The following is a 22,026-nucleotide window of genomic DNA, read 5'->3' as shown; positions in this document are numbered from 1 at the left end:
CTAAAACACCCGCCGTTGAGGGAGGCGTGACTCGGGCTCGTCGCTGCTGGTTAGCGGGTAGTAAAGTGCGACCATCAAGAGGCCGATCATCGCGATGACGGGCGAGTAACGGAGCTTGACGAACAGCGACTCCAGCCCGCTATTGAGCACGCCGAACATCACGACGCCGAAGGCGAAGGCGTAGCCCGGGTCGCGCGTGAGCGTCGTCGCCGCGGCGAGCGTGGTTGAACCGGCAATCAAGAACCAAATCGCCAAGAAGAGGCCGACGTACCCCAGTTGCAGCAGGATCTCGAAGTACGAGTTGTGCGCGTTCTGCAGCGACCATCCTTGGCTGCGCATGATCGCGGCGATGCGCTTTTCGGTCCAAAAGCCCTCGTAGCCATAGCCGAGCAGCGGCTTGTCGGCGGCGTGGTCGAGCAGCTCGTCCCACAGCGGAAGACGGCCGGTCAGTGAGCCGGCCTGCTGGCTGCGACCCAAGAGAGCCGTATCGACGACGCGGCTGCGGGCGCCGCTGCCGACGCTGAAGTAGGCGACCACCAGCAGCGTCGCGCCGGCGATTCCGAGGGAGAACCCGGCCCAACGCATCCCCGGTGGGAGCTTCACCATCCATGTCAACACCAGCGCCGCCACGGCCGCCATCAGGCCGGTGCGGGATTCGGTGAGGACGATCAGCCCCAGCGCCGCGGCGATGATCACCAGCTTCAGCCAGCGGCGACCGAAGCCGAGCCGCAAGCAGTTCGCCGCGATGGCGAGGATCGCGCAGTAGGTCGCTTGAGCGTTGGGGTGGAGCGTCCCGCCGAAGCGGTAGTCGCCCGACCAGGGACGGCCGCCCGCCGCCATGTCCACGGCAATGCTGCCGCTGATAAAGAGCAGGAGCGTCGCCAGCGAAACGCCGAGGAACTCGCGCGGGGTGAGGATTCGTGCGAGGCCGGCGCAACCGGTAAGCACGCACGCCAACACGACCAGCCGTTTGGCTGTCACGACGGGCTGCGGGGTCCACGCGATGCTGAGGCACGACAGGGCAACCAACACGACCAGGGGCGCCAACACACTCCAGCGGACATTCCATGGCTTTTCGCGCGAAGACGCCATGCCAGCGACGCCCACGCAGCCCAAGGCGAGGAGCGCGACTTGGCGCAGCGCGTTGCCGCGCTCCATCTGCTCGATGAACAGGTCGCGGATCTCTTTCTCGCTCATCGTCGTGATGGCGGCGTTCGCGTAGAGCGTGTCGTGCTCGACCGCGCCGAAGACCGCCACCAGAAAGAAGACGAGGCCGACGTTGCGCGCCAGTCGCAGCCAAGATCGGTCTTGAGCGTGGGAGGTAACGACGGACGTCGTCGGAATGAGAGCGGCGTTAGGCAATCTGGCGGCCCTCCCTCGCATGGTCCCGGCCGGCGGCGCCGCGACAGGGCGCTGCGTCTCGTCGCCGGCGGAACTTGAGGTAGGGGACCTCGTAGGAGTCACTCGCTGGGTAGAAGGCGATCACGCCCAGCACGCCGATCAACGCGATGACGGTTGGATACTTGAGCTTAGCGAAGTTTGACTCGAGCAGGCTATTCGCCATCCCGAAGCCGAGAACGCCGTACATATACGCGTAGCCCGACGCGCGGGTGTGCTCGTAGGCGGCCTGCGTCAGGTTGAAGCTCGCCAGCACCATCACGCACGCGAAGACCAGGCCCGGCAGGCCGAGTTGCAGCACGGTCTCAAAGTACGAGTTGTGCGCCGACTGGAGGGCCCACTTCTGGGACCTCATCACGGCGTCAATGTTCTCGGGCGTCCAGAACGACTCGAAGCCGTATCCCGTCAGCGGGCGCGCCGACGCGAAGCGCGTCAGCTCTTGCCAGAGCGGCACGCGGCCCGAGAGGGTGCCGGATTGTTCGGTGCGGCCCATGAGGGCGGCCTCGGTGAGCCCCTTACGCTGGCCCTCGCTGAAGCTAGCGATCGCGATGGTCGTGATCGAGACGACGAGCAACAGCAGCAACGCGGTTTGCCACCGTAGCGTCGATGACAGCTTGACCAGCGACACCATCCCCAGCGCCGCCAGCAGGGCGAAGAGGCTCGTTCGCGACTGTGTCTGAATCAGCAAGACGATTCCCATGAAGAATAACGCCCGGGCGACCCATTGGCTGCCGTACTTCTTAGGCGTGCAGTAAGCCGCCAGGCAAAGCATCGCGCAATAAGTGGATTGCAAGTTGGGATGCAGCGTCCCACCGAAGCGATAGTCGAGGTCCCACGGCTTGCCGCCGTTCACGACATCCAGGAAAAAGCTGTTGCCGATCAGGAGGGCGAATGTCGCCAGCGACACAGCCAGCAACTCGTCGGCTCGTAACAGGCGGGCATACCCGAGCGATCCGACGAAGACCATGCCGAACGCGACGATGCGTTTGAAGGTCAGGCCAGGATTGAGCGACCAGAAGACACTGAGCAGGATCCACGCCATCAGCGCGCACGTCGCGAGCGCGGCGAAGCGCTGGACGTTCCATTCGCGGTCGCGGCATTGCATCAGGCACCACAGGCCCGTGACGCCGTAAGTGATCAGCACCAGCTTGCGGAGCCCGCTCCCCCCTTCGATCTCGTCGACGTATTGGTCGGCGATATCGTCTTCGGTCTCGTCGGCGACTTGCCGGCCCGCGAACGCCTCGGCGTCGTGGTCGATGTAATAGAAGACGGGTAGGAAGAAGGCGACGACCCACAACACGCGGCCCCAGCGGATACTTCCGGCGTCGGTAGGTGTGTCGTCGTACCCACCGAAATCAGCAAAGCCCGACATGGCGACGGAGCTACTCATCGCGGGCCTCCTGAGCGAAGGCCGCCCACTGCCACGCCAGCGCCACAAGGCTCCCCAGCAACATGCCGACGCCGATCGCCTCGGCGCCGAAGAGACCAACCAGGCCGAAGCCGATCGACCCGTTCACCACCAGCCGCATGATGGCCGTCTTGAACATCAGCCGCGTGCGGCCGAGGTTGACCATGGCGTATTCGATGGGGATCAGCAGCGCCTCGGACAGCAGTCCAGCGGTCAGCGTCACGAGCAGCAGCGTCGTGACGCCTTCGGCCGCTTTGCCAAAGATCAGCTGCACGATCGGCACGCCCACCACGGCGACGCCCAACAGAAACGCGCCGATCGACGACGCCATGACAGCGGTCGTGCGGACCGTGTAACGCCAGAGCCCCGCGACGCCGTTGTCGGCATGAACCTTGGCGCTGACGGGGCCGAGATAATTCGAGACCCCGATCACCAAGGGGTTGGTCATCTGCACGATCACCCGCGCGGCGCCGAGCCGGCCGAGTTCCGCGATGGACGCGATCACCGACAGGAGCCAGTTGTAACCCTCCTTGCCGAGGAGCACCGCGGTGGCGCCGCCGGCGAGCCACTTGGTGATCGACCAGTTCTCGTTCCAGTCGGGAATTACACGGCGCCAGTCGATACGCCAGGCGCCGCTCTTCAGCAGCAGCCACGGCACGGCGAGCATCGACGTCACCGCTAGAGCAAGGAATGCGTCATTCGCGCACACGGTCCCACGCACCGCGATCCACACCAGTAGCAACACCTGGGCGATCGACACCACCGCGTCGAAGAGAAAGACATCGAAGAAGTCGAACCTCGCCAGCCCGAGCCGGCGCACGTGCTCGCGCAGCAGCATCGCGGCGGCGCAAGGGCCGACAAGCGTCAGCAGCCAAGCGTAAAGGCGGTAGCCCAACGCCCACGCGCCGGTAGCGACGAGCAGCGTTAGGCCGCACGAGACCGCGGCGAAGACGAGCAGGTGGACCGTCGCGCTGCCGGCGTAGGCAGGTCGATCGGCCACGTCGAGCTGCGGGGTGCGGCGTGTGAACGCCGTCCAAACCATCGCCCGCGCCAGGCCTAGCGTGAACAGGTAGATAGAAAACCCGAGGACGAAGTACCCCAGCTCTTCCTGCCCGGCGGAGCGCCCCACGGCGATCGGCGCCGCAAAGTTCGCCAGGCTGACGACGGCTTGATCGATGAAGACCCACAGGCCGCGCGGGACCATGTCAATGGCGCGCCGCCCCCCCGAACTCGTCGCCCCACGGGCCACAACGGTTTGCGGGGCGTGTAACGACACGTCAGCGGGCCTAGGGAAAATTGGTGACAACGAGATTTACGCAGCGATTCACAGCCGGCGACGCAACCAGTTCGGCACGTACTGCTTGTGCGCGGTCACCACCGAGCCAATGAGATTGACGCGGTCCGCTTGCAGTTGGTCGGCGACGCGTTCGAGCATCGCGGCAGAGGTCGTCTCGTGGCGGATCGTCAGCACGACCGCATCCAACTGACGAGCCACGACCAGCATGTTTCGCAGCTCGCTGACTTCGGGAAGGTCGAAGATAACCATCTGGTGCGATTCGCGGAGGCCGCCGATCATCGCCTCGACCTGCTGGCAATCGAGGCCGACGCGGTCCATTAGGCCGGCAGTCCCTAGCGGCATCACGTCGAGGCCATCGACGCTCGTCTGGTGGATCGCCTCAACGAATGAGCAGCGACCCGCCAACGCGTCGGAAAGCCCCAAGGCGTCACGCAGGCGGAACTTCCTGCCGACGGTGGGCTGTTGACACGCCGAGTCGATCAGAAGCACCGGACGCATCTGGTGATCGGCGGCGCGGATGGCGAGGTTCGCCGCAACCGTGCTCACGCCGGCTTTGCGGTCGCAGGCCGTGACGCCCACGAGGAAACCCGCACCGTCGCTCTTGACGCGTGACTCTTCGAGCCGCGGTTGCAGACGCCACAGCAGCGTGTCGTACGCGTCGGCGCCGCGGCGACGAGGGACGGGGCGGACCACGCTCTCGGGCGAATCGTAAACGTCGATCGAGTTGACCTGGTGCATCGTGAGGGCCGTGGCTTGATCGGGGGACGCGCGGTGGGAAAGGGGGATCGCAGCTGAGGACGACTAAGAGACAAGCACGCGGCCGTGGGCGGACGAGTCGGGGATGGTCGCTAAGACCGGAACGCCCGTCACCTTCTCGATCGTGCGTTCGTCACGGATCTTGTCGCTGATCTGCTCGAGACCGAGCACCGTCGCTGCCGTGCCCGCGAAGGCGAGGACGATCGATCCCAGCGCTACGATCAGCTTCGAGGGGCTCACCGGCTTCTCCGACAAGGTCGGCGCCTGGGCCGTGCTGATGCTCGACACGGCTTGCTCTTCGAGTTCTTGGTCGATGCGGGTCTGCTCGAGGTTATCGACATAACGGGTGTGCTTGCGACTGAGGTCTGCCTCTTCGCGTTCGAGCAGAGCGATCCGCATGGCGTCGGCGTTGAGTTTTTCGAGGTCGGCGCGGACCGTCTTGTCTTGGTCGCGGAGCGACTCGAGCTTGGCCTCAAGGCTCGCCAACTGGCTCCGCTTCTGGTTGGCGGCGAGGGCCAATTCGAGATGAAGCGGGTTGACGTCGTCCGTGGTCTCTTCGCGGACATCCGACTGGCCATCAACCACCTTCTCCGCCTCGTTGATCTGCTGTGAGATCGCTACCACCAACGGGTGGCTGCTGCTGTAGCGCGCCTTGAGATCGGCCTGCTTCACCTGGAGCGTGTAGAGCTGCTCCCGCAGCAGGTCGGCGCCCTGGTTCGGGATCGACTTCTTCGACGCGATCAACCGTTCGGGCAGGGAGTCGAGTTGGAGATTGAGGTCTTTGAGCTCGGCGACAAGGGCGTTGCGATCCGATTCGGCTTCGAACGCCGACATCGTGATCGCCTGTAGCTGGTTCTCGAGGTTCTGGCGGCGGGTGTCGACCGAGGCGACGCCGATCTCGTCCTTCGCCTGGCGGACCCGGTCCATCGCCGCGTTGAGCTGCTCACGGATCAACCCTTCCTGCTCCTGGAAGAACTCCCGCGAGTCTTGGTTGCGGTTGATTCGCAAGTGTTCGTTGCGATAGACGTCGATGAGCGTCTCGAGGATGGTCTTGGCGCCCACCGGGGTGTCGGTGCTGTAGCTGACCAACAGCAGCGTTGAATCGCGTTCCGAGTCGGCGACCAGATTCCGCTCGATCTCGATCACCGCTTCTTCGTCTCGGCTGATCGGGTCGATGCTCTTGAGCGTCGTGATCGCACGGTTCGCTGCGGCGCCGATGGTGGAATCGATAAACGAAGCGACGACGTCCGCGGGCTGGTCGTCTGCTTCGGCCTCGGGTCCGCCTCGGAGGATGTAATCGGCGCCGAGCTTCTCGACCACCTTCGAGATCACGCCGCGGCTCTTGATGAGGTCCAAGGCGGTAATCACCTCGGCGTCGCGGCCGAGCTGCTGGATGCCGATGATCTGCTGACCGGTTTGAGCGGTCGGGTCGAGGTTGACGCTCTGGCGGCCCATCTGCAGGGCGAGCTTGGCCTCGGACTTGTACTGCCGCGGCGCGAACAGCGCGATCGCCAGACCCACGCCGAGGACGAGGGTCGGGATCAGCACCACCTTGATGCGGTGACGGAACAGCATCTCCGCCATCGACAAGACCGTCGCGTTGTTGGGGCTGGCAGGCATCGTTAGTCTCACAGGTTCGGCGATTTAACCGACGGAGGGTTGTTTCGTTGTTCTGACAGCGGCGGCCGCCGGACGGTGTGCGGCGGCCGCCGCACGCGCGGCTGCTGCTTGCGGCGTAGCGAGCGGCGCCACAGCGGACTCATACCACCCCAGCAATACGTCGGCTTGCCCATCCCAGAGCCGCTCAGCCGCCACGGCCCGCGCGCCTTCACTGAGGCGGCGCCACAAGTCGGGCTCGCGCGCTAACCGCGTCAGTGCGACCGCCATCCCGCGCACGGTGTCCTTCGGGGCGCCTACCGCGACTGGGACCGCACACTCGGGCGTCATGATGTCCGCAGCGCCTTGGTGATCAACGCCGACGATTGGCGTTCCCGAAGCCAAGGCCTCCAGCAAGCCGGTGCCCGACGTGTCGCGCATGCTGGTGAACGCGAGCACGTCCGCCCACTGGTAGTGCGGCAGCGTCGAGCGATAGTCGGGCCAACCCAGCCACTCGATGCGATCAGCGACGCCGAGTCGCTCTGCTTCACGGCGCCAAGCCTTCTCGCTGGGACCAACGCCGAGAATCCGCAATCGCCAATCGACATCCGGCGGCAACAGCGGCAGCGCCTTGAGCAACAACGGCAAGGTCTTCCACGCCCGCAGCCGGCCCGACCAAAGAATCCGCAACGGTTCGCCCGGTTGACGCGGCGCGCGTGCGGGGACGATCGGGACATCCAGCGCCGTCTCCAGCAACACCGGCGTCATGCGGCCGGTCGCCTTGCGAAGGTCGTCGGCGGCCTTCTGGGTCGCGGCAACCACCACCGAGGCTCGGCGGATTGCCCCGTGAACGCGCCGGCTGAAACGCAGCTGCCAGGCGTTGATCGCGTTGCGGCACAGCTCGATCCAGGCGTCCCGCGGCGCGAGCTGGGTCAGGTACGCCGTCGGAAACGCCTGCGTTCCGCCGACCGGCCCCCACACGAACGGCACGCCGAGCCGCCAGGCTTCGCCGGGCTCGCGGTAGCCGCAGTAGGTGGTTTGGTGCGCGAGGTCGAACGGCTTCTCGCTGTGCAGCCGCCGCGCCTCTTTGAACGCACAACGGTGCCAGAGCCGATAGCCGACGTAGTAGGTGGTCGCCCAGCGGTTGAAGAACTCCCCGAGGCCGCAACGATCAATGCCCACGAAGTGCATCCGGTCGCCGATGCCGAGGCGCTGGGCCTCGTCACGCAGCAGGGCGTCGTTCGTGGCGTCGCCGTGCAGAACCGTCACGTCGTGGCGGCGAGCGGCGTGGACCGCGCGGTACCAGCCGATTCGTGACTCCATCGACTGGTGCGGGTGGCAGGCGTGGGCGACCTGGAGCACTCGCAGGCGGCGACCCTCGACCGGCTCTGTCATCGCAACCGACGACTGGGGGCCGTTCGACAACGATCGTACGGCATGATTGCTCATGTCGTCGTCCACCAGCGGCAAGGGCGCGATGCCAGGCATACAGGGAGGGCGCGTTTTAACTCGAAGGAAGAGGTCGCCGGGCGGGCATCGCAACCGGGCGGCGAGTCCGGACGCGGGTCGGTGGGGTGGGGGCGGTCACGCACGGCGTTGTCTCGAACATTGCCTCGACGGCAACGCGTCTCGATGACAGCCCCGCACGCGGCTTCAGCGTCCCTTCCGCAGCAGCACGCAGGGCCCTGTCTTGGCGACAAGAACGAGGTCGAGCCACGGGCTACGACGGTCGGCGTAGTCCAGGTCCATCCTAATCCAGTCGTCGAAGAGCACCACATTCCGGCCGTGGATTTGCCAGGTGCAGGTCAGGCCCGGTTTGACGTGCAGACGCCGCCGTTGCCAGGGCTTACAGGCCCGTGACTCGTCCACCGGCAGCGGCCTTGGGCCGACCAGCGACATGTCGCCGCGCAGCACGTTCCACAGCTGGGGCAGCTCGTCGAGGCTGGTCTTCCGCAAGACCCGCCCAATCGGCGTAATCCGCGGATCATCGACCATCTTAAAGGCGGGGCCGTCTTGCTCGCTCATCAAGCGGAGGCTGGCTTTGAGCTTCTCGGCGTCGGGCCGCATGGTGCGGAGCTTGTAAATCCGGAACCGCCGGCCGGCGTAACCCTCTCGCTCTTGGATGAAGAATGCCGGGCCCTCGCTGGAGAGCTTCACCGCCGCGGCGGCGAGCGCAATGACCGGGGCGGCTACCAATAAGCCCACCGCGGCCCCCGCGATATCCAGCGACCGCTTCCAAGCCGGCGTCGGCCGCAGGAAGTAGGCGTCGTAACGGCTCAGCGCGTCTCCGGCGCCCCCCTCAAGCGATTGAGCCGCGCCGACGAGGTCGGGCGGGACGGTGTCGCCGGCGGGATTGCCCTCGGTGCGGTCGCGGTCGGGATAGGTAACGACTTCGCAGTTGGGCCTGCCCTCACCCACGGGGTACTGGTCGCAGATGTCCTCGGCCACCTTCCAGGCGCCCGACTCGGGGGTGTCCGGGAGCAGCACTCCCAGCCGACCGTCACGCATCCAGCCGGCCGTGTCCGTCAAGCGGAGCCGGGCCGCCAGCAGGCGTTCCAGGTCCTGGATATCTCGTGGCGAGTTCCGGGTCGCTGACGGCTCAATAACGAGCAGCGAGATGACGGATTGATTCCGGTCGACCCGCATCCGCTCGGCGGAAGCGGCGAGGTCAAAACGTTCTGGGGACAAGAGATAGCCGTCGGCGAGCCGATGTCGGTTGCGTCCTGACGTAAGCTCTACAAAGGAGCGAACAACGGAGAGCATGGCGGATGGGAACCGTAGGGGGCGAATCGGCGGGCGGGGGGCTCGAAAGCCGGAGCGATTCGGCGGGGGGGTTGGTAGGAGCGTCGTTGACGGCCTGCCGCCAAACAGGCCGCGGGTTGACGCCACTCAAGCGTGCGGGCTTCCGAAGCGCCCAAAGCTCGGTCCGAGTATAGTCAGTGCAAGGGTTGTGTCGATTTTTCCTTTTCTTTTTTTCTTAACACGAGCAGAACTGTCCAAATCCTCACCAGCCCCGTGCCGAATACCCTGCTCTCCACCGCCGACCTCGCCACGCTGGTCCTCGACGCCACCGCGGCGGCCTACGCCGTTTGCAACCCCGTCAGTGGCGAAGTGGTGTGGGCGAATCGGCGGTTCTGCGGGCTCTTCCCCACCGGATTCGACGCCAATGACCTCCTCAAGGGGCGGCGGGCGCCGGACGGTTGGCGGCTGGAGACCCGGCCTCTCGACCCCACCGCGGAGGGCGCCAGCCAATCACCCGAAGCCCTGACGCCCGGTTCCCTGACTCCAGAGTCCCTAACGCCGGGGCGATCCGCGCCCGAGCGGCTGGTGCTGGTGGAGCTGACCCCCGTCGGCGGCGAGAATCCCCCCGACCCCCGCCGTGAAACCGACGCGGTCACCAACGTCCTGGCGCGGGGCGTCATCATGGCGACCGTCGAGCAGCGGTTTGCCGCCCGCCAACGCCGGCCCTTCGCCCTGGTCTTCCTCGACCTGGTGGACTTCAAGCTCGTCAACGACCGCCACGGCCATCTGGTCGGCGACAAGTGCCTGGCGGAGCTGGGCTCGCGGCTACATCAACTGGTGCGCGCCGCGGACGCGGTGGGCCGCTATGGGGGCGATGAGTTCCTGATCCTCCTCGACGGCGTTCACGACGCCGCGACCTACGCCCCCATCCGCGACCGGGTGATCGAAGGGATCGCCGAGCCGATCGCGATCGGTGACCTCGTCCTACGGCTCGGGGCGAGTCTCGGCGTCGCCTACTCGACCGACGGCTACGACGACGTCGAAGCGATGCTCCACGCCGCCGACTCGGCGATGTACGCCCAGAAACGCGGCGCCTCCTTGAGCGGGGATTGAATCGCAACGGGCAGGAGGGGAAATGACGAAATCCGAATGACGAATGACAAATGACGAACCTGTCGGAGGGTTTAAGCCGCCCTCCGACAGGTTCGTCATTCGTGCTTCGTCATTCCCTGTAACCGTCCAAGTCTTATTACCTGCGTCGAGCGATCCGGCCGGGGGGCCGCCGTTGCCGAAACGGCCCTCTTTGGCTAGCTTCACCAATCCACACAGACTTTCGTCGGCCCGAATACTGCTCCTTGTGTCACGCGGATTCCTAGGGAGGGGAACGCCATGCGGCTTGTTGAACTCGTCACCCAAGGCGACGTGCCCGGCTCGAAGGGCTGCGTATTGGGGTCGATCTCGCCCCGGATCGCCGCGTATCGCGCCGACTCGATCGATGCGAGCGGGTCCGTCACCGGCCTGTTGGCCGAGCTGCTGCTGGGGACCGAGGACGTGCGCTGGGCCGGCGCTCCGTGGGTCGCTGGCGAAGCGACGGTCGGCGTCTCTCCCAACTCAACCGACGCGGGCGACCTCAAGCTCCGCCGCAACGGCAGTCGCCGCGCGTCGAAGCTGACGCTCGCCGCCGTCGGACAACTGGCCAGCGAAGCCCGCAACCTCGGCCCCGCCGATTGGCAGCAAGGCGTGCCGGCCACGGTGCTCAGCGCGGTCTTCTTCTCGGCGCCGGGCCAGCGCTCGCCGCTGCCGCCGCTCCTATCGGCGCCGGTCGCCGAAGAGTTCACGCGCCTCGCGTCACGCCGGCGCCGCAACGAGACAACCACCGCAGCGGCCGAGCCGCGTCGCTACGACGAAATGCTCCGCCGCCGCGACGAGTTGGCGGCGCGTATCGAAGGGCTGCTCGCCACCCGGCGCCAAGAGAGCAGCTCGCTCGATCGGCGTCTGGCGGAGCTCGATGAATCACGCAGCGAGTTGGCGGACCGCGTCGAAGAACTGCGCCTTCGCGTCCGCGCGCTCAACGACGAACTCGACGCCGCCGGCGCGCGGGCGCGTTACGAAGAGCTGACGCGCGTCGCCGCCGAGGCCGAGGGGCGTCAGGCCGCCGACGAGTGGGCGCCGCGGGTCGAAGAACTCGACGAAGAGGTCGCCCGCTGGCGCTCGACGCTCGCCGAACTCGAAGCCCGTGAGTCGTACCTTCGTGGCGAACTGGCGCGCGTCCGCCCCGACGACGCGGCGCCGCAGCTGGTGCTCGCCGATCAGCGCGCGAGCGTCGCGGTCGCCCAGCGGCTGGTGGCGGACCTCGAAGCCGAGGTCGCCCGCTTCGCCCGCTCGGGAGGCTCGCCCCACTGCGTCTGCCAAGACGCCCACCCGCGGTTGAATCCCCTCGTGGAAACGCTCGGCCGCCACGTCGCCCGGCTCGCCGACCTCGTCGCGCAGCAGGACCACGCGCTGCGGACGCAAGAACTGATCGCCGAGGCGGCGCAGCTCGATCGGTCGCAGACCGAATTGCGTCGGCAGCTCGAACACCTCTTGGAGCGTCGCCAGACGCTGTGGCGCAGCAGCCGCGCCCGGACCGCCTGGACCGAGGCGCCCGCCGACCACGCCGTGCGTTACGACCGGCCCAGCGCCGAGAGCGAGCACCGCCGCTATGCCGAAGAGCTGGCGGTGCTCGAAGCGGAGTTGGCGTCGCTCGACCGTGAGCGGCGTGACGTCGCCGAACGCCGCCGGCGGCTGCTCGACGCGGGGCAACTCGGCCAGTGGCAGCGCGAACTCGACGCCTTGCAGGCCGAGCTGTCGCGATTCGCCGACCAACCGGCCACGCCAGCGAACGGCTCGCTGCGGGCGTCGGACGTGCTCGCGCGGCTCAGCGACGGCGAGTTCAACGAGCTGCGGCTCGCGCCCGGCGGCCGCTCCGTCGAGGCCCGTGACCGCAGCGGTCGCCTCGTGCGGCAACAGGACCTGACGCCGACCGAGCAGCGTCTCGTGGCGTGGGCGCTGAGGCTCGCGCTCGCCGACGCCTGCCACGCCTCGGACATCGCGTTCCCGCTGGTGCTCGACCAACCCTTCGCCGACCTCGATCAGCGCCACGCCGCCAACCTGGCGACGTGTCTCGACGACTACGCCCGTCGCGGCCGGCAGGTGTTCTTGATCGCCCGCCACGGCGCAGGGCTCGATCGTCTGCGCGGGCTTGGCGTCCCGGTCGCGGACTTGCAGGGCTCGTTTCTCACCGAGCCTGTCCTTGCCAAGCCCGTCGTCGCCCCCGAGCCAAAGCCGCCCGTCGTCCACAATGTCGTGCGTGAAGAGTCCGTCGAACGGTCGCTGCTGCTCGACGTCGACGACGCGATCGAGCGGTTCCCCGTCCGCATCCCGGGCGGCGCCGAGGCGTTCGCCCGCGCCCGCGTCCGCACGATCGGCGACCTCATCGGCGGCGACCCCAGCGCGATCGCCGAGGAGATGCAGATCGAAGAGGTGACGGCCGAGTTGGTCGCCCTCTGGCAAGCGCACCTGGCGCTGGTGTGTTTCACGCCGGGTCTCGACCTGGGTTCGGCGAAGCTGCTCACCGAGTGCGACATCCTCTCGGTCGAAGAGCTCGCCGACGCCAACGCCGAACGGCTCGGCCACGCCCTCGAGCGTCGTGGCGCGACGCGGGCCACGCTCGACCGGGTCGAGGAGTGGGTCGAAGCGGCGAGCGACGAGCTCGAGCGGTGGCGTTCCACGGGCTACGCCAAAACTTGGCGCCGCAATCGTGACGAGCGACGCCAGCGGATCCGCGACAACGCCGGCCGCCGCGGCTCGAAGGGCGAGCGCTCGCGTCGCAACGAGGACGACCCCCAGCGCCGCTCGCGCCGTGATCGCCCCGAGCGCACGCGCGGCCAGTCGCAAAAGGGCCAGTCGCAAGAGGGCCAGTCGCGAAAGACCGAAGAGAAGGGCCTACGCTTCTACCTCGACGTCGATCACGACATCGAAGCGGCGCCGTCGATCGGCCCCGTCCGGGCCGAGCAGCTGAAGGCGATCGGCGTCGAGACGGTCGCGCACCTGCTGGCGGCGGACCCCGAGGACCTCGCCGAGCGGCTCGACGATTCGCGGGTAGACGCCGCCACGATCGTCGCTTGGCAGCACCAGTCGGGCCTGATGTGCCGCATCCCGGGCCTGCGGGGCCACGACGCCCAGGTCCTGGTAGGGAGCGGCTTCACGTCGGCGGAGGAGATCGCCGGGATGAAACCGGCCGACCTTCTGCAGTTCGTCGATCCGTTCTGCGACACGCAGGATGGCCAGCGCGCGCTACGCGGCTCGGCGCGGCCCGACCTGGCGGAGGTCACGCAGTGGGTGCAAGGCGCGCGGCAACGGCGCGCCGTCGAGGTGGCCTAAAGCGCGCCTCGCCAAACCGTCGCGTCTGAGCCGTGGGCGGTAGCCCTCGGTGTGCAGCGCAACTCGTCCTTCACTCCGAGGGCTACCGCCCATGGCTAAGATGCTCACGGATGGGAGTCGATACGCCTAGGCGCAAACCCCCCGACAGAGGTATGCCCCGTGAAGGCCCCTAGCGGCCGTTCTGTTGCGTCGGGAACAACCCCCCTGGTAAACCCTGAGCGGCGCCCAAGAAGGCCCCGCATGGGCCCTCTATAGCGATCTAAACGCATGTCCAGTGGCCCCGCTGGCGGAACCGGCGGCGGAGGGCCCCAGCGGGTCGATTTTGCGCCCGCCGGCGCGTGGCTCTGAGCCGCCGGAGTTAACCGGGGGAGTGCATCTCGCTGCCCTTCGAGGGCTAGCGAGCATCTGGCAGGTCTTTATCCACGGCTTTGGCGATCAAGAGGTTATGCCAAACGGTAGGCAAAGAACCGGGGGCTAAGGCCCCGCGGCTAATACGTGCTAGCCAGCATGATCAGCCGGCACGCCCTAGCGTCCGGTTCTTCGACTTACGACGTTGGATGCAAAATGCTCTCACGCCCCCGGCTCAGACGGGTTCCCGTCGTGACTTAGTACAAGACCGCTCAGTCGCGGCTGGAAAGGGCGATGAACAGGCGGAGCACGTACCAGAACAGCAGGGCTACCGAGGCGAACAGCGCCAGCGACGCGGCGACGTGCTGTGTGGGGCGGTAGTGGTGCATCACGTTCGACGTGTCGTAGAGGATGTACGCCGAAGCGAAGACGATCATCGCCACGGAGAACCAAATGCCCAGGTTGAGGCCGCCGAAGAAGAAGCTGGCGACGATCAGCGCAAAGATGCCCATGCCTGCGATGCCGAGGCCGTAGCCGAGGAACGAGAAGTCCTTGCCGGTGAGCCAGACGATCGCAGTGAGGCCGCCGAACATCACGAGCGTCACCAGGCCCGCGGCGCCGATGACGTTCACGTCCTGGCCGGGCGCCAGCTGCATCGTCTTGTCTTGGGCGAACCAGAGCATCGGCAGGATGAAGATCGACTGCGCGACGACATAGCCGACGAGGCCCGCGTACTGCTTCGCGACGGACGTCTCGCTCATCGCCCAACGGTTGGCGACCCAGCTCACGACCATAAACCCGCCGAACGACGCCAGCAGCAGCCAGGGCGCGGCCTGTACCTGGAGCATGACCCAGTCGGCAAAGCCGGTCTGGAAGTAGGCCCACAAGAGCGCCGCGAAGGCGTAGACGGCCATCGCCAGGTGCGTGTACGTGCGGCGGATGAACGTGACGCGGTCGGCGGGCGCCGCCTCGGCGACGGTGTAGCCAAACGACGCGTAGGGATTGCCAGAAAGCGTGTCAGCGGCCATGTCGATCCTTGCCTTGCAAAGGGGGAGGGGCGGCGAAAAGTCGGCGACAGCGGCGCCACTTGCTGAAAGCGTAGAACCGCTATCGCCCCGTAGCAAGCTTGTTCGGCTGAAATGCCTGCGCAAGACCACCCGCTCGCTGTCAGGGGGGCGAAAGGGCAGAATGTCTGTAGTGGATTTGCCTCAATTTCCTGGCGACCCCGAACCGACATGCCGTCCCGCCCCGCCCGCCCTGCGTCGTCCGACCGGGCCGACTTGCCCCGCCCGCCGGCGCCGGAGGGCTTCGCCGAGCGCAAGGCTCAGGCCGGTCGCGTCGCGCGGCGACTGGCGGCGGACCACGGGGACGCCGTTTGCGCGCTGGAGTACGACTCGCCCGTCCAACTGCTGGTGGCGACGATCCTCTCGGCCCAGTGCACCGACGAGCGGGTGAACCTCGTCACCCAGAAGCTGTTCGCCGATTGCCCCACCGCGGCGGACCTGGCGGCCCTGCCGATCGCGAAGCTCGAGGACTACGTGAAGAGCACCGGCTTTTTCCGCAACAAGGCGAAGAACGTCAAGGCGTGCTGCACCGAGCTGGTCGAGAATCACCACGGCGAGGTCCCCCAGGACATGCCGACGCTCGTCAACCTCGCCGGCGTCGGCCGCAAGACGGCGAACGTCGTGCTGGGGACGGCCTACGGCATCGCCTCGGGCGTCGTGGTCGATACGCATGTCGGGCGTATCAGCCGCCGGACCGGTTTGACCGAACACGACGACCCGGTAAAGGTCGAGCGCGACCTGATGGAGCTGCTGCCCAAGAGCCGGTGGGTCGATTTCGCCCACCAGATGATCTATCACGGACGCCGTGTCTGCGACGCGCGGCGGCCCAAGTGCGAGGTTTGTTCGATGCGGAAGTTTTGTCCCCGGGTGGGGGTTGAGTGAGGGACGAGGGGCTGAGGGACGGGGGACGAGGGATTCTGTATTTCCCCCGTCCCACGTCCCCCGTCCCTAGCCCCTGTTTGCTGCACGCCGCCGCATCGAACCTTCCCCCGCAACCCCCTCACCACAACGCCATCCCCCCTCTCCTCATGATATTGTCAGGCCAAGAGATCCAGCGGCGCCTCGGTGGTGACATCGTCATCGAGGGTTACGACCCCGCGCGACTCAACCCCAACAGCTACAACCTGACGCTGCACGACGAGCTGATGGTCTACGAGGAAGTCGTCCTCGACATGGCGAAGCCCAACCGCGTTCGCCGGCTGACGATTCCCGAAGAAGGGATCGTGCTCAGCCCTAACCAGCTTTACTTGGCGCGCACGGTGGAGCGCACCACGACGCACAACCTCGTGCCGCAGATCGAGGGGCGCAGCTCGATCGGCCGTTTAGGCTTATTCGTCCACGTGACGGCTGGCTTCGGCGACGTGGGCTTCAGCGGCTACTGGACGCTGGAGATGTTCGCGGTGCAGCCGGTGCGGATTTATGCGGGCGTACCGATCTGCCAAATCTTCTATCACGAGATCACCGGCGAGATCACCGAGTACGCCAGCAAGTACCAGCACAACCGCGACATCCAACCGAGCCTCCTCTTCGAAGAGCTCCGCCGCGGCGACGAAGCCGACCCGCAGATGCCGCTGAACTTCGGGATGGAACGGCCAGTAGGGCGCTAGCGCGCCGCATAACGTGAGCCGTCGGCGCTAGCCGCGGGTGGTCCCGGGCGCCAAAGTCCCCTGCCACCCGGGCTGCTCCCTCATGGTGGCGATATCATCTTGATGCCCGAAGAACGTTGGCCTTTGTGTTCGGAATCGGCCGCGCGATTCGGTAGAATACGCATACATGAAGGGGTGGCCATGACTACAAGTCTGGTCACCGATTGCCCGGTGGTTACGACACCTCGAATACTCAGAAGACCTTGAAGCCCACGCCAACGATCGCCCGCGCTGCAGTTGTCTTGGTGCTCCTCTTGCTGCCGCTGCCCAGTTATGCCGTGGCGCTTGAGTGGACCCAACAACTCGGAACGGTCCGCAACGATGTGGCCTATGGCGTTTCGGCTGACGGGTTGGGAAATGTCTACCTCTCGGGATATACGTCCGGGAGCCTGGGAGGCCCCAACGCGGGCGACTTCGACGCGTACGTTAGCAAGTACGACACGGCGGGCACGCTCCAGTGGACCCTGCAACTCGGAACAGTCAGCATCGATATTGCCCATGGCGTGTCGGCTGACGGGTTGGGGAATGTCTACATCTCGGGAGCAACCAATGGGAGCCTGGGAGGGCCCAACGCGGGCTTCACCGACGCGTTCGTGAGCAAGTACGACGCGTCGGGCACGCTCCAATGGACCCAGCAGCTCGGAACGTCCGACCACGATCGTGCCTTTGGCGTGTCGGCTGACGGGTGGGGGAATGTCTACATCTCGGGAGAGACACGCACCAACGCGTTCGTGAGTAAGTACGACGTGGCGGGCACGCTCCAGTGGACCCAGCATCTCGGAACGGTCGGCAACGATTCTGCCAATGGCGTGTCGGCTGACGAGTTGGGGAATGTCTACATCTCGGGAGCAACCAACGGGAGCCTGGGAAGGCCCAACGCGGGCCTCACCGACGCGTTCGTGAGCAAGTACGACGCGGCGGGCACACTCCTCTGGACGCAGCAACTCGGAACGGTCAAACACGATAGAGCCCGTGGCGTATCGGCTGACGGGTTGGGAAATGTCTATCTCTCGGGATACACGTCCGGGAGCCTGGGAGGGCCAAACGCGGGCGGCGGCGACGCGTTCGTGAGCAAGTACGACGCGGCGGGCACGCTCCAATGGACCCAGCAGCTCGGAACGGCCAGCTCCGATGAAGCCTATGGCGTGTCGGCTGACGGGTTGGGGAATGTCTACATCGCGGGATCCACCTGGGGGAGCCTGGGAAGGACCCACCCGGGCAACAACGACGCGTTCGTGAGCAAGTACGACGCGTCGGGCACGCTCCTGTGGACGCAGCAGCTCGGAACGGTCGGCAACGATGAAGCCCGAGGCGTGTCGGCTGACGGGTTTGGGAATGTCTACCTCTCGGGTGCAACCAACGGGAGCCTGGGAGGGCCCAGCGCGGGCAACCATGACGCGTTCGTGGCGAAGATTTCTGATCCGACGCCAAACCCCGGCGACTACAACGTCGATGGCGTCGTCGATGCGGCCGACTACACGGTGTGGCGTGACAACGTTGGCCAGCCAATCGGCACGCTTCTGAACGATCCATCGGTGGGAACCACCACGGCGCCGATTGGCGCCGCGCAGCGAGAAACCTGGCGCGCTAATTATGGCAGGAGCTTCAACGTCGGGCCGCTGGGGGCGAATGCGCTACCCGAGCCGGCGGCGCTCACGCTTCTGGCCGGCGCCTGCCTGGCAACACTCGTCCGGCGCCGGCGATCAGGCGATCGCCAGCTCGAGCTCACCCATCGCGACGGCGTATAGCGGCGCCGCTGCTGGCGTTGAGAGCATCGTGCGCCAGGCCTTGCGGGTGGCGATCGGCGCCTTGCGGCCGAGCTCTTGGCGGAGCGTCCATGTCCAGGCCTTGGCGATCGCGTCGGCGTAACGCGGGTCGATCGAGGCGGGGATTTCGCAGGGCGTCTCGCCGCTAACAAGCGACTCCGTCAATTCATCCAGCGCGGCGACCAAGTGATCGCCCTGCTCCGACATCGAAGTGCGGAAGCGGCTGCGCAGCTCGGGGACGATCTCGAACAGGCGACGGTAGAACAAACGGACGACGGTGTCAGCGACCGGCGCTGCTTCGTTCCAGGATGCGCAAACCAGCTTGATCTCGTGCGGAGACATGATATCGGGGAGGGGAGAGGGGTTGGGGGCTAGGGGCGAGGGAAGAGCACTTCAGCTTTGCAGCCGGCGGGCTAGTGATGCTCGCAGGGCTGTCAGCATGCGGCTCTCTTCCTCACATCTCGCTAGCAGTTGGTTACTGGACTCAGCGTCGAAGTAGGTCAAATGTTTCGCGATCGTCGTTTGTGTTTCCAGCTCGGCAAGCGAGCCACGGGCGATCGCGATGAAGCGTAAGTAGTCTTTGGTGGAGTCGCGGGCGTTGGGCTTCAGCGATATTGGATGGGATCGATACGACGCAACGCCGCATTTGCGCAGCGAGCCCGTACCGTTCTTCCTTTGGAAACCGAGCCGTGAGTCGGTAGACGTCCAGACAAAGCTCAACGCCCCGCTGCCAGACAACGAGATCGCGATAGCTACTAACGCTACCCACGCTATCCCCTTACTCACCCAAGCTTCGCTTCCTCCATCCCTGGCCCCTGGTCCCTGGTCCCTCCGCTGTCACATCACCGCGAAGTAGTTCTCGACCGCGAAGTCGAAGTTCTCCCGTGACATGACGATCGGCCTCTTGGTGTATCGGCAGTAGTTCACGACCTGCTGGAGCAAGTCGCGCGGCTGGCACGCCCGGTAGGGACGGTTGACCGACTTGTAATGCTTCTCGACGAGGTAGTCGACGGCGGTTTGGTCATAGGTAATCCCGAGCTTCTTCGCCATGATCACCAGCAGCTTGCGGAAGGCCGCTTCGCTGGGGTCGATCACCTCGATCTTGTACGGGATCCGCCGGAGGAACGCGTCGTCCACCAGGTCGCGGGGTTCGAGGTTGGTGGAGAAGATGATCAGCTGGTCAAACGGGACCTGGATCTTCTTGCCGCTGGAGAGGTTCAAGAAGTCGTAGCGCTTCTCGAGCGGAACGATCCAGCGGTTGAGCAACTCGTCGGTCGTCATCCGCTGGCGCCCGAAGTCGTCGATCACCAGCGTGCCGCAGTTGCTCTTCATTTGCACCGGCGCCTCGCTGACGTTGGTGACGGTGTTTAGCGTCACCTCGAGCGAGTCCATCGTCAGCTCGCCGCCGACGACGATCGTGGGCCGCTTGATGCGGACCCAGCGGTGGTCGAGCTTGCGGTCGTCGAGCAGGCCGCCGGAGCCCTCGATCGGCGCCTCCTCGTGCATGCTGGGGTCGAACAGGCGCATAATCTCGCCATCGACGCCCAGCGCGCGGGGGATCCAGATGTGTTCGCCGAACGCTTTGGTGACGCGCTCGGCGATTGACGTCTTGCCGTTGCCCGGCGCGCCGAAGAGGAATAAGCCGCGGCCCGAGTTGATCGCGGGGCCCAGCCGCATCAGCATCCGTTCGTCAATGAGCAGGTCCTGAAACGCCCGCTGCAAGTCGACTTCGGTCGGGTGCTGGTCAGAGATCGTCTGCGCGCTGACGCTGGCGATGTAGTCCTTGAGCGGCACCGGCGCGGCGCCGTAGTAGGTGCAGTGGTCGGCGAGCTTCTTCGCGCGGTCACGCCCCACGCCGGAGAGCGTGAAGACGTAGTCGTTCATCATCGCCGCGCCCTTATGGGCAAGCATCTGCTCGTCCTTCATCGACTGGAGCAGCGGGTCGATGAGCCGGAAGGGCAGACGCACCTGTTCGGCGAGGTCGCGGCCCGAGGCCTCGGCACGGGCGTTGAGGTACTTGAGGATCAGGTGTTCGACTTCCGACTCCGACAGGCCGGCGGCGCGGAAGCTTGTCGGTTCGGCGGGGTACCAAGCGGCTCGTTGCGAGGGCGTGTCGAGCATCGCGGCCGGCAGCGGCTGCGCCGCCGGCGTGGCTGGGGGTCGAGCGTCCGCCGGGTGGCTACTGGCCTCTTCGTTGGTGAGCTTCTGGATGCGATTGAGAAGCTCATCGAGCCGCTTAGCGCCCATCGGCGTAGCGCTAGCGGGCTGGTCGGTAGGTGGATTGCCGGGCGAGGCGGGTTGCATGTTCGGGTCGCCGGTCGGGGTTTCAGTCGCGTCCGAAAATCTAGGCCGCCAGAGCGGGCCCGTGAGGCGTCGAGAGCTTACGCACACTAGGCACGGTGATTGCGGGTCCCGTTGAACCGGTCGTAGCGGTCGCGACACTTGCGACGTGGGGCCGGTCGAAAGCCGCCGTGACACAACGCCACGGAACGCGCGGCGTCGCGGTTGCGAACTACGCTTCATCCAGTGCGTCACCACCCCTGGTAGAGTTGCTCCGTGTCGTCGACTTCCGCCACTGCCCCATCGCTCCGAGCCGCCTTCGAGGCCGACGACCACTGCTTGTCGCTCCGGTCAGGCGAGCGCGCGATCGACCCGTCGATCGAGCCGATGTTCGAACAGCTGACGGGCTTGTGCACGCTCCCCTCGGTCGCTCAGCGAGTGATCCAGATCGCGGACGACCCGAACGCCGACACACAGGACCTGCTGGAGGTGGTTGAGACGGACCCCGCGGTCGCGGCACGACTGATGCAGGTCGTGAACTCGGCGTATTGCGGGCTGCGCAACCCGGTCGGCGACCTGCGGTCGGCGCTGACGCTGCTAGGCATTGAACGCGTCCGCAGCCTCGCCCTAACGATTTCGATCGGCGGGACCTTCGGGAGGCCGACTCCCGTTGGCTTGCTCGACCCGCAGCGGCTGTGGGACCACTCGGTGTGTGTCGCGACAATCAGCCGGCAGATCGCCACCCGCTGCAACGCTTGCCAACCCGAAGAGGCTTACCTCGCCGGGCTGGTGCACGACATGGGCCTCTTGTTCATCAATCAACATCTGAACAGCCTGGCGCCGCGGGTGCTGGCTCACATGCAGTCGGGGATGTCGCTTCCGAATGCCGAGCGGCATGTGCTGGCGTTCGACCACGCCCAGGTAGGCGCGTACGTCGCTTGGCGTTGCGGATTCCCCCGCGACATCGTGGCGGCGATCGACTATCACCACGCCCCCGCGGCTTGCCCCGATGAGGCGGTCCCGCTGGTGCGTGTCGTCACCATCGCCAATTATCTTTCGACACGGTACGGACGCGGTTCGTTAGAAGGACGCCGCCTGCCCGCTCCGAGCGAGGGCATCCTGACGCCGATGGGCCTCGACTTGTTGTCGCTGCGACAGCTGTGGGAAGAATTGCCGGAAACGGTCGCCAACGTCCATGAGCTGGCGATTGCCTGAGCCCCTTCGCAGAAGGCGTCGGCCCGCAGAGAATCGACGGGCGAAATGGATCTCTTATGCCGTCCCCGATGCGAAGCGATTCCACCAC

At 66.2% G+C, this 22,026-nt stretch carries 17 protein-coding genes and 1 pseudogene; 6 read left to right on the top strand and 12 right to left on the bottom strand.

Annotated features, from left to right (window positions below):
• The 7 genes from Spa11_RS07620 to Spa11_RS07590 form a co-directional block, all read right to left on the bottom strand.
• A complete protein-coding gene (locus Spa11_RS07620; RefSeq protein ID WP_197529816.1) occupies positions 1 to 1,362 on the bottom strand; it encodes an O-antigen ligase family protein in 1,362 nt (453 codons plus the stop codon).
• Entirely contained in the window at positions 1,355 to 2,788 is a 1,434-nt protein-coding gene (locus tag Spa11_RS07615; RefSeq protein WP_145110226.1) for an O-antigen ligase family protein, read from the bottom strand. The genes Spa11_RS07620 and Spa11_RS07615 overlap by 8 nt, the downstream gene beginning before the upstream one ends.
• Positions 2,781 to 4,082 carry a lipopolysaccharide biosynthesis protein gene (locus Spa11_RS07610; protein ID WP_145110223.1) on the bottom strand — a complete coding sequence of 434 codons (1,302 nt, stop codon included), beginning with the start codon at positions 4,080 to 4,082 and terminating at the stop codon, positions 2,781 to 2,783. The genes Spa11_RS07615 and Spa11_RS07610 overlap by 8 nt, the downstream gene beginning before the upstream one ends.
• 48 nt (positions 4,083 to 4,130) lie before the next feature.
• Positions 4,131 to 4,841: a CpsD/CapB family tyrosine-protein kinase gene (locus tag Spa11_RS07605; RefSeq protein WP_145110220.1), complete on the bottom strand. Its 711-nt coding sequence runs from the start codon at positions 4,839 to 4,841 to the stop codon at positions 4,131 to 4,133.
• A 63-nt stretch (positions 4,842 to 4,904) separates the two neighbouring features.
• Positions 4,905 to 6,479, bottom strand: a complete 1,575-nt coding sequence (locus Spa11_RS07600) for a GumC family protein (RefSeq protein WP_145110217.1) — start codon at positions 6,477 to 6,479, stop codon at positions 4,905 to 4,907.
• Positions 6,480 to 6,503: 24 nt separating this feature from the next.
• A complete protein-coding gene (locus Spa11_RS07595) occupies positions 6,504 to 7,943 on the bottom strand; it encodes a glycosyltransferase family 4 protein (protein WP_145110214.1) in 1,440 nt (479 codons plus the stop codon).
• Between the two features lie 165 nt (positions 7,944 to 8,108).
• The gene (locus tag Spa11_RS07590) at positions 8,109 to 9,218 is read right to left on the bottom strand and encodes a sugar transferase (RefSeq protein WP_145110211.1); all 1,110 of its coding nucleotides are present in this window, start codon (positions 9,216 to 9,218) and stop codon (positions 8,109 to 8,111) included.
• Between the two features lie 252 nt (positions 9,219 to 9,470).
• Here Spa11_RS07590 and Spa11_RS07585 point away from each other — a divergent pair, with 252 nt between their 5' ends.
• Positions 9,471 to 10,310 carry a GGDEF domain-containing protein gene (locus Spa11_RS07585; RefSeq protein ID WP_145110209.1) on the top strand — a complete coding sequence of 280 codons (840 nt, stop codon included), beginning with the start codon at positions 9,471 to 9,473 and terminating at the stop codon, positions 10,308 to 10,310.
• A 276-nt stretch (positions 10,311 to 10,586) separates the two neighbouring features.
• A complete protein-coding gene (locus Spa11_RS07580; protein WP_145110206.1) occupies positions 10,587 to 13,619 on the top strand; it encodes a DUF4332 domain-containing protein in 3,033 nt (1,010 codons plus the stop codon).
• 620 nt (positions 13,620 to 14,239) lie between these two features.
• Here the strand turns inward: Spa11_RS07580 and Spa11_RS07575 are convergent.
• On the bottom strand, positions 14,240 to 14,995 hold the full coding sequence (locus Spa11_RS07575; RefSeq protein ID WP_145110202.1) for a Bax inhibitor-1/YccA family protein: 756 nt from the start codon (positions 14,993 to 14,995) through the stop codon (positions 14,240 to 14,242).
• Between the two features lie 207 nt (positions 14,996 to 15,202).
• Here Spa11_RS07575 and nth point away from each other — a divergent pair, with 207 nt between their 5' ends.
• From nth to Spa11_RS07560, 3 genes are all read left to right on the top strand, one after another.
• Positions 15,203 to 15,913 (top strand): endonuclease III, encoded by a 711-nt coding sequence (gene nth / locus Spa11_RS07570; RefSeq protein WP_145110198.1) that lies wholly within the window; start codon positions 15,203 to 15,205, stop codon positions 15,911 to 15,913.
• Between the two features lie 146 nt (positions 15,914 to 16,059).
• Positions 16,060 to 16,638, top strand: coding sequence for a dCTP deaminase (gene dcd, locus Spa11_RS07565; protein ID WP_145110195.1), 579 nt, complete (start codon positions 16,060 to 16,062; stop codon positions 16,636 to 16,638).
• Between the two features lie 242 nt (positions 16,639 to 16,880).
• The gene (locus Spa11_RS07560) at positions 16,881 to 18,425 is read left to right on the top strand and encodes an SBBP repeat-containing protein (RefSeq protein ID WP_197529815.1); all 1,545 of its coding nucleotides are present in this window, start codon (positions 16,881 to 16,883) and stop codon (positions 18,423 to 18,425) included.
• On the opposite strand, the gene Spa11_RS07555 is transcribed toward Spa11_RS07560, so the two are convergent.
• The 4 genes and pseudogenes from Spa11_RS07555 to Spa11_RS07545 form a co-directional block, all read right to left on the bottom strand.
• Positions 18,381 to 18,785 carry a globin family protein gene (locus tag Spa11_RS07555; protein WP_145110189.1) on the bottom strand — a complete coding sequence of 135 codons (405 nt, stop codon included), beginning with the start codon at positions 18,783 to 18,785 and terminating at the stop codon, positions 18,381 to 18,383. The two genes, Spa11_RS07560 and Spa11_RS07555, sit on opposite strands and share 45 nt — an antisense overlap.
• Positions 18,786 to 18,836: 51 nt before the next feature.
• Positions 18,837 to 19,052 carry a four helix bundle protein gene (locus Spa11_RS23585; RefSeq protein ID WP_391503324.1) on the bottom strand — a complete coding sequence of 72 codons (216 nt, stop codon included), beginning with the start codon at positions 19,050 to 19,052 and terminating at the stop codon, positions 18,837 to 18,839.
• A 1-nt stretch (position 19,053) separates the two neighbouring features.
• Positions 19,054 to 19,212 (bottom strand): annotated as a pseudogene (locus tag Spa11_RS23580) (four helix bundle protein); the annotation flags it as partial.
• 68 nt (positions 19,213 to 19,280) lie between these two features.
• Positions 19,281 to 20,747, bottom strand: a complete 1,467-nt coding sequence (locus Spa11_RS07545) for an ATP-binding protein (RefSeq protein ID WP_231933193.1) — start codon at positions 20,745 to 20,747, stop codon at positions 19,281 to 19,283.
• Positions 20,748 to 20,999: 252 nt separating this feature from the next.
• Here Spa11_RS07545 and Spa11_RS07540 point away from each other — a divergent pair, with 252 nt between their 5' ends.
• Positions 21,000 to 21,938, top strand: coding sequence for an HDOD domain-containing protein (locus Spa11_RS07540; RefSeq protein WP_145110186.1), 939 nt, complete (start codon positions 21,000 to 21,002; stop codon positions 21,936 to 21,938).
• Positions 21,939 to 22,026: the final 88 nt, after the last annotated feature.

It is taken from the genome of Botrimarina mediterranea (assembly GCF_007753265.1).
Taxonomy (GTDB): domain Bacteria; phylum Planctomycetota; class Planctomycetia; order Pirellulales; family Lacipirellulaceae; genus Botrimarina; species Botrimarina mediterranea.
The sequence above is the reverse complement of the archived record's forward strand: the minus strand, read 5'-3'. Positions and strand labels throughout refer to the sequence as shown.

Bases quoted from the DNA above. Each gene is read 5' to 3' on its own strand.
- Spa11_RS07615 (WP_145110226.1), bottom strand. From the start codon at position 2,788: ATGAGTAGCTCCGTCGCCATGTCGGGCTTTGCTGATTTCGGTGGGTAC.
- Spa11_RS07605 (WP_145110220.1), bottom strand. From the start codon at position 4,841: ATGCACCAGGTCAACTCGATCGACGTTTACGATTCGCCCGAGAGCGTG.
- Spa11_RS07600 (WP_145110217.1), bottom strand. From the start codon at position 6,479: ATGCCTGCCAGCCCCAACAACGCGACGGTCTTGTCGATGGCGGAGATG.
- Spa11_RS07595 (WP_145110214.1), bottom strand. From the start codon at position 7,943: ATGCCTGGCATCGCGCCCTTGCCGCTGGTGGACGACGACATGAGCAAT.
- Spa11_RS07590 (WP_145110211.1), bottom strand. From the start codon at position 9,218: ATGCTCTCCGTTGTTCGCTCCTTTGTAGAGCTTACGTCAGGACGCAAC.
- Spa11_RS07580 (WP_145110206.1), top strand. From the start codon at position 10,587: ATGCGGCTTGTTGAACTCGTCACCCAAGGCGACGTGCCCGGCTCGAAG.
- Spa11_RS07575 (WP_145110202.1), bottom strand. From the start codon at position 14,995: ATGGCCGCTGACACGCTTTCTGGCAATCCCTACGCGTCGTTTGGCTAC.
- nth (WP_145110198.1), top strand. From the start codon at position 15,203: ATGCCGTCCCGCCCCGCCCGCCCTGCGTCGTCCGACCGGGCCGACTTG.
- dcd (WP_145110195.1), top strand. From the start codon at position 16,060: ATGATATTGTCAGGCCAAGAGATCCAGCGGCGCCTCGGTGGTGACATC.
- Spa11_RS07555 (WP_145110189.1), bottom strand. From the start codon at position 18,785: ATGTCTCCGCACGAGATCAAGCTGGTTTGCGCATCCTGGAACGAAGCA.
- Spa11_RS07545 (WP_231933193.1), bottom strand. From the start codon at position 20,747: ATGCAACCCGCCTCGCCCGGCAATCCACCTACCGACCAGCCCGCTAGC.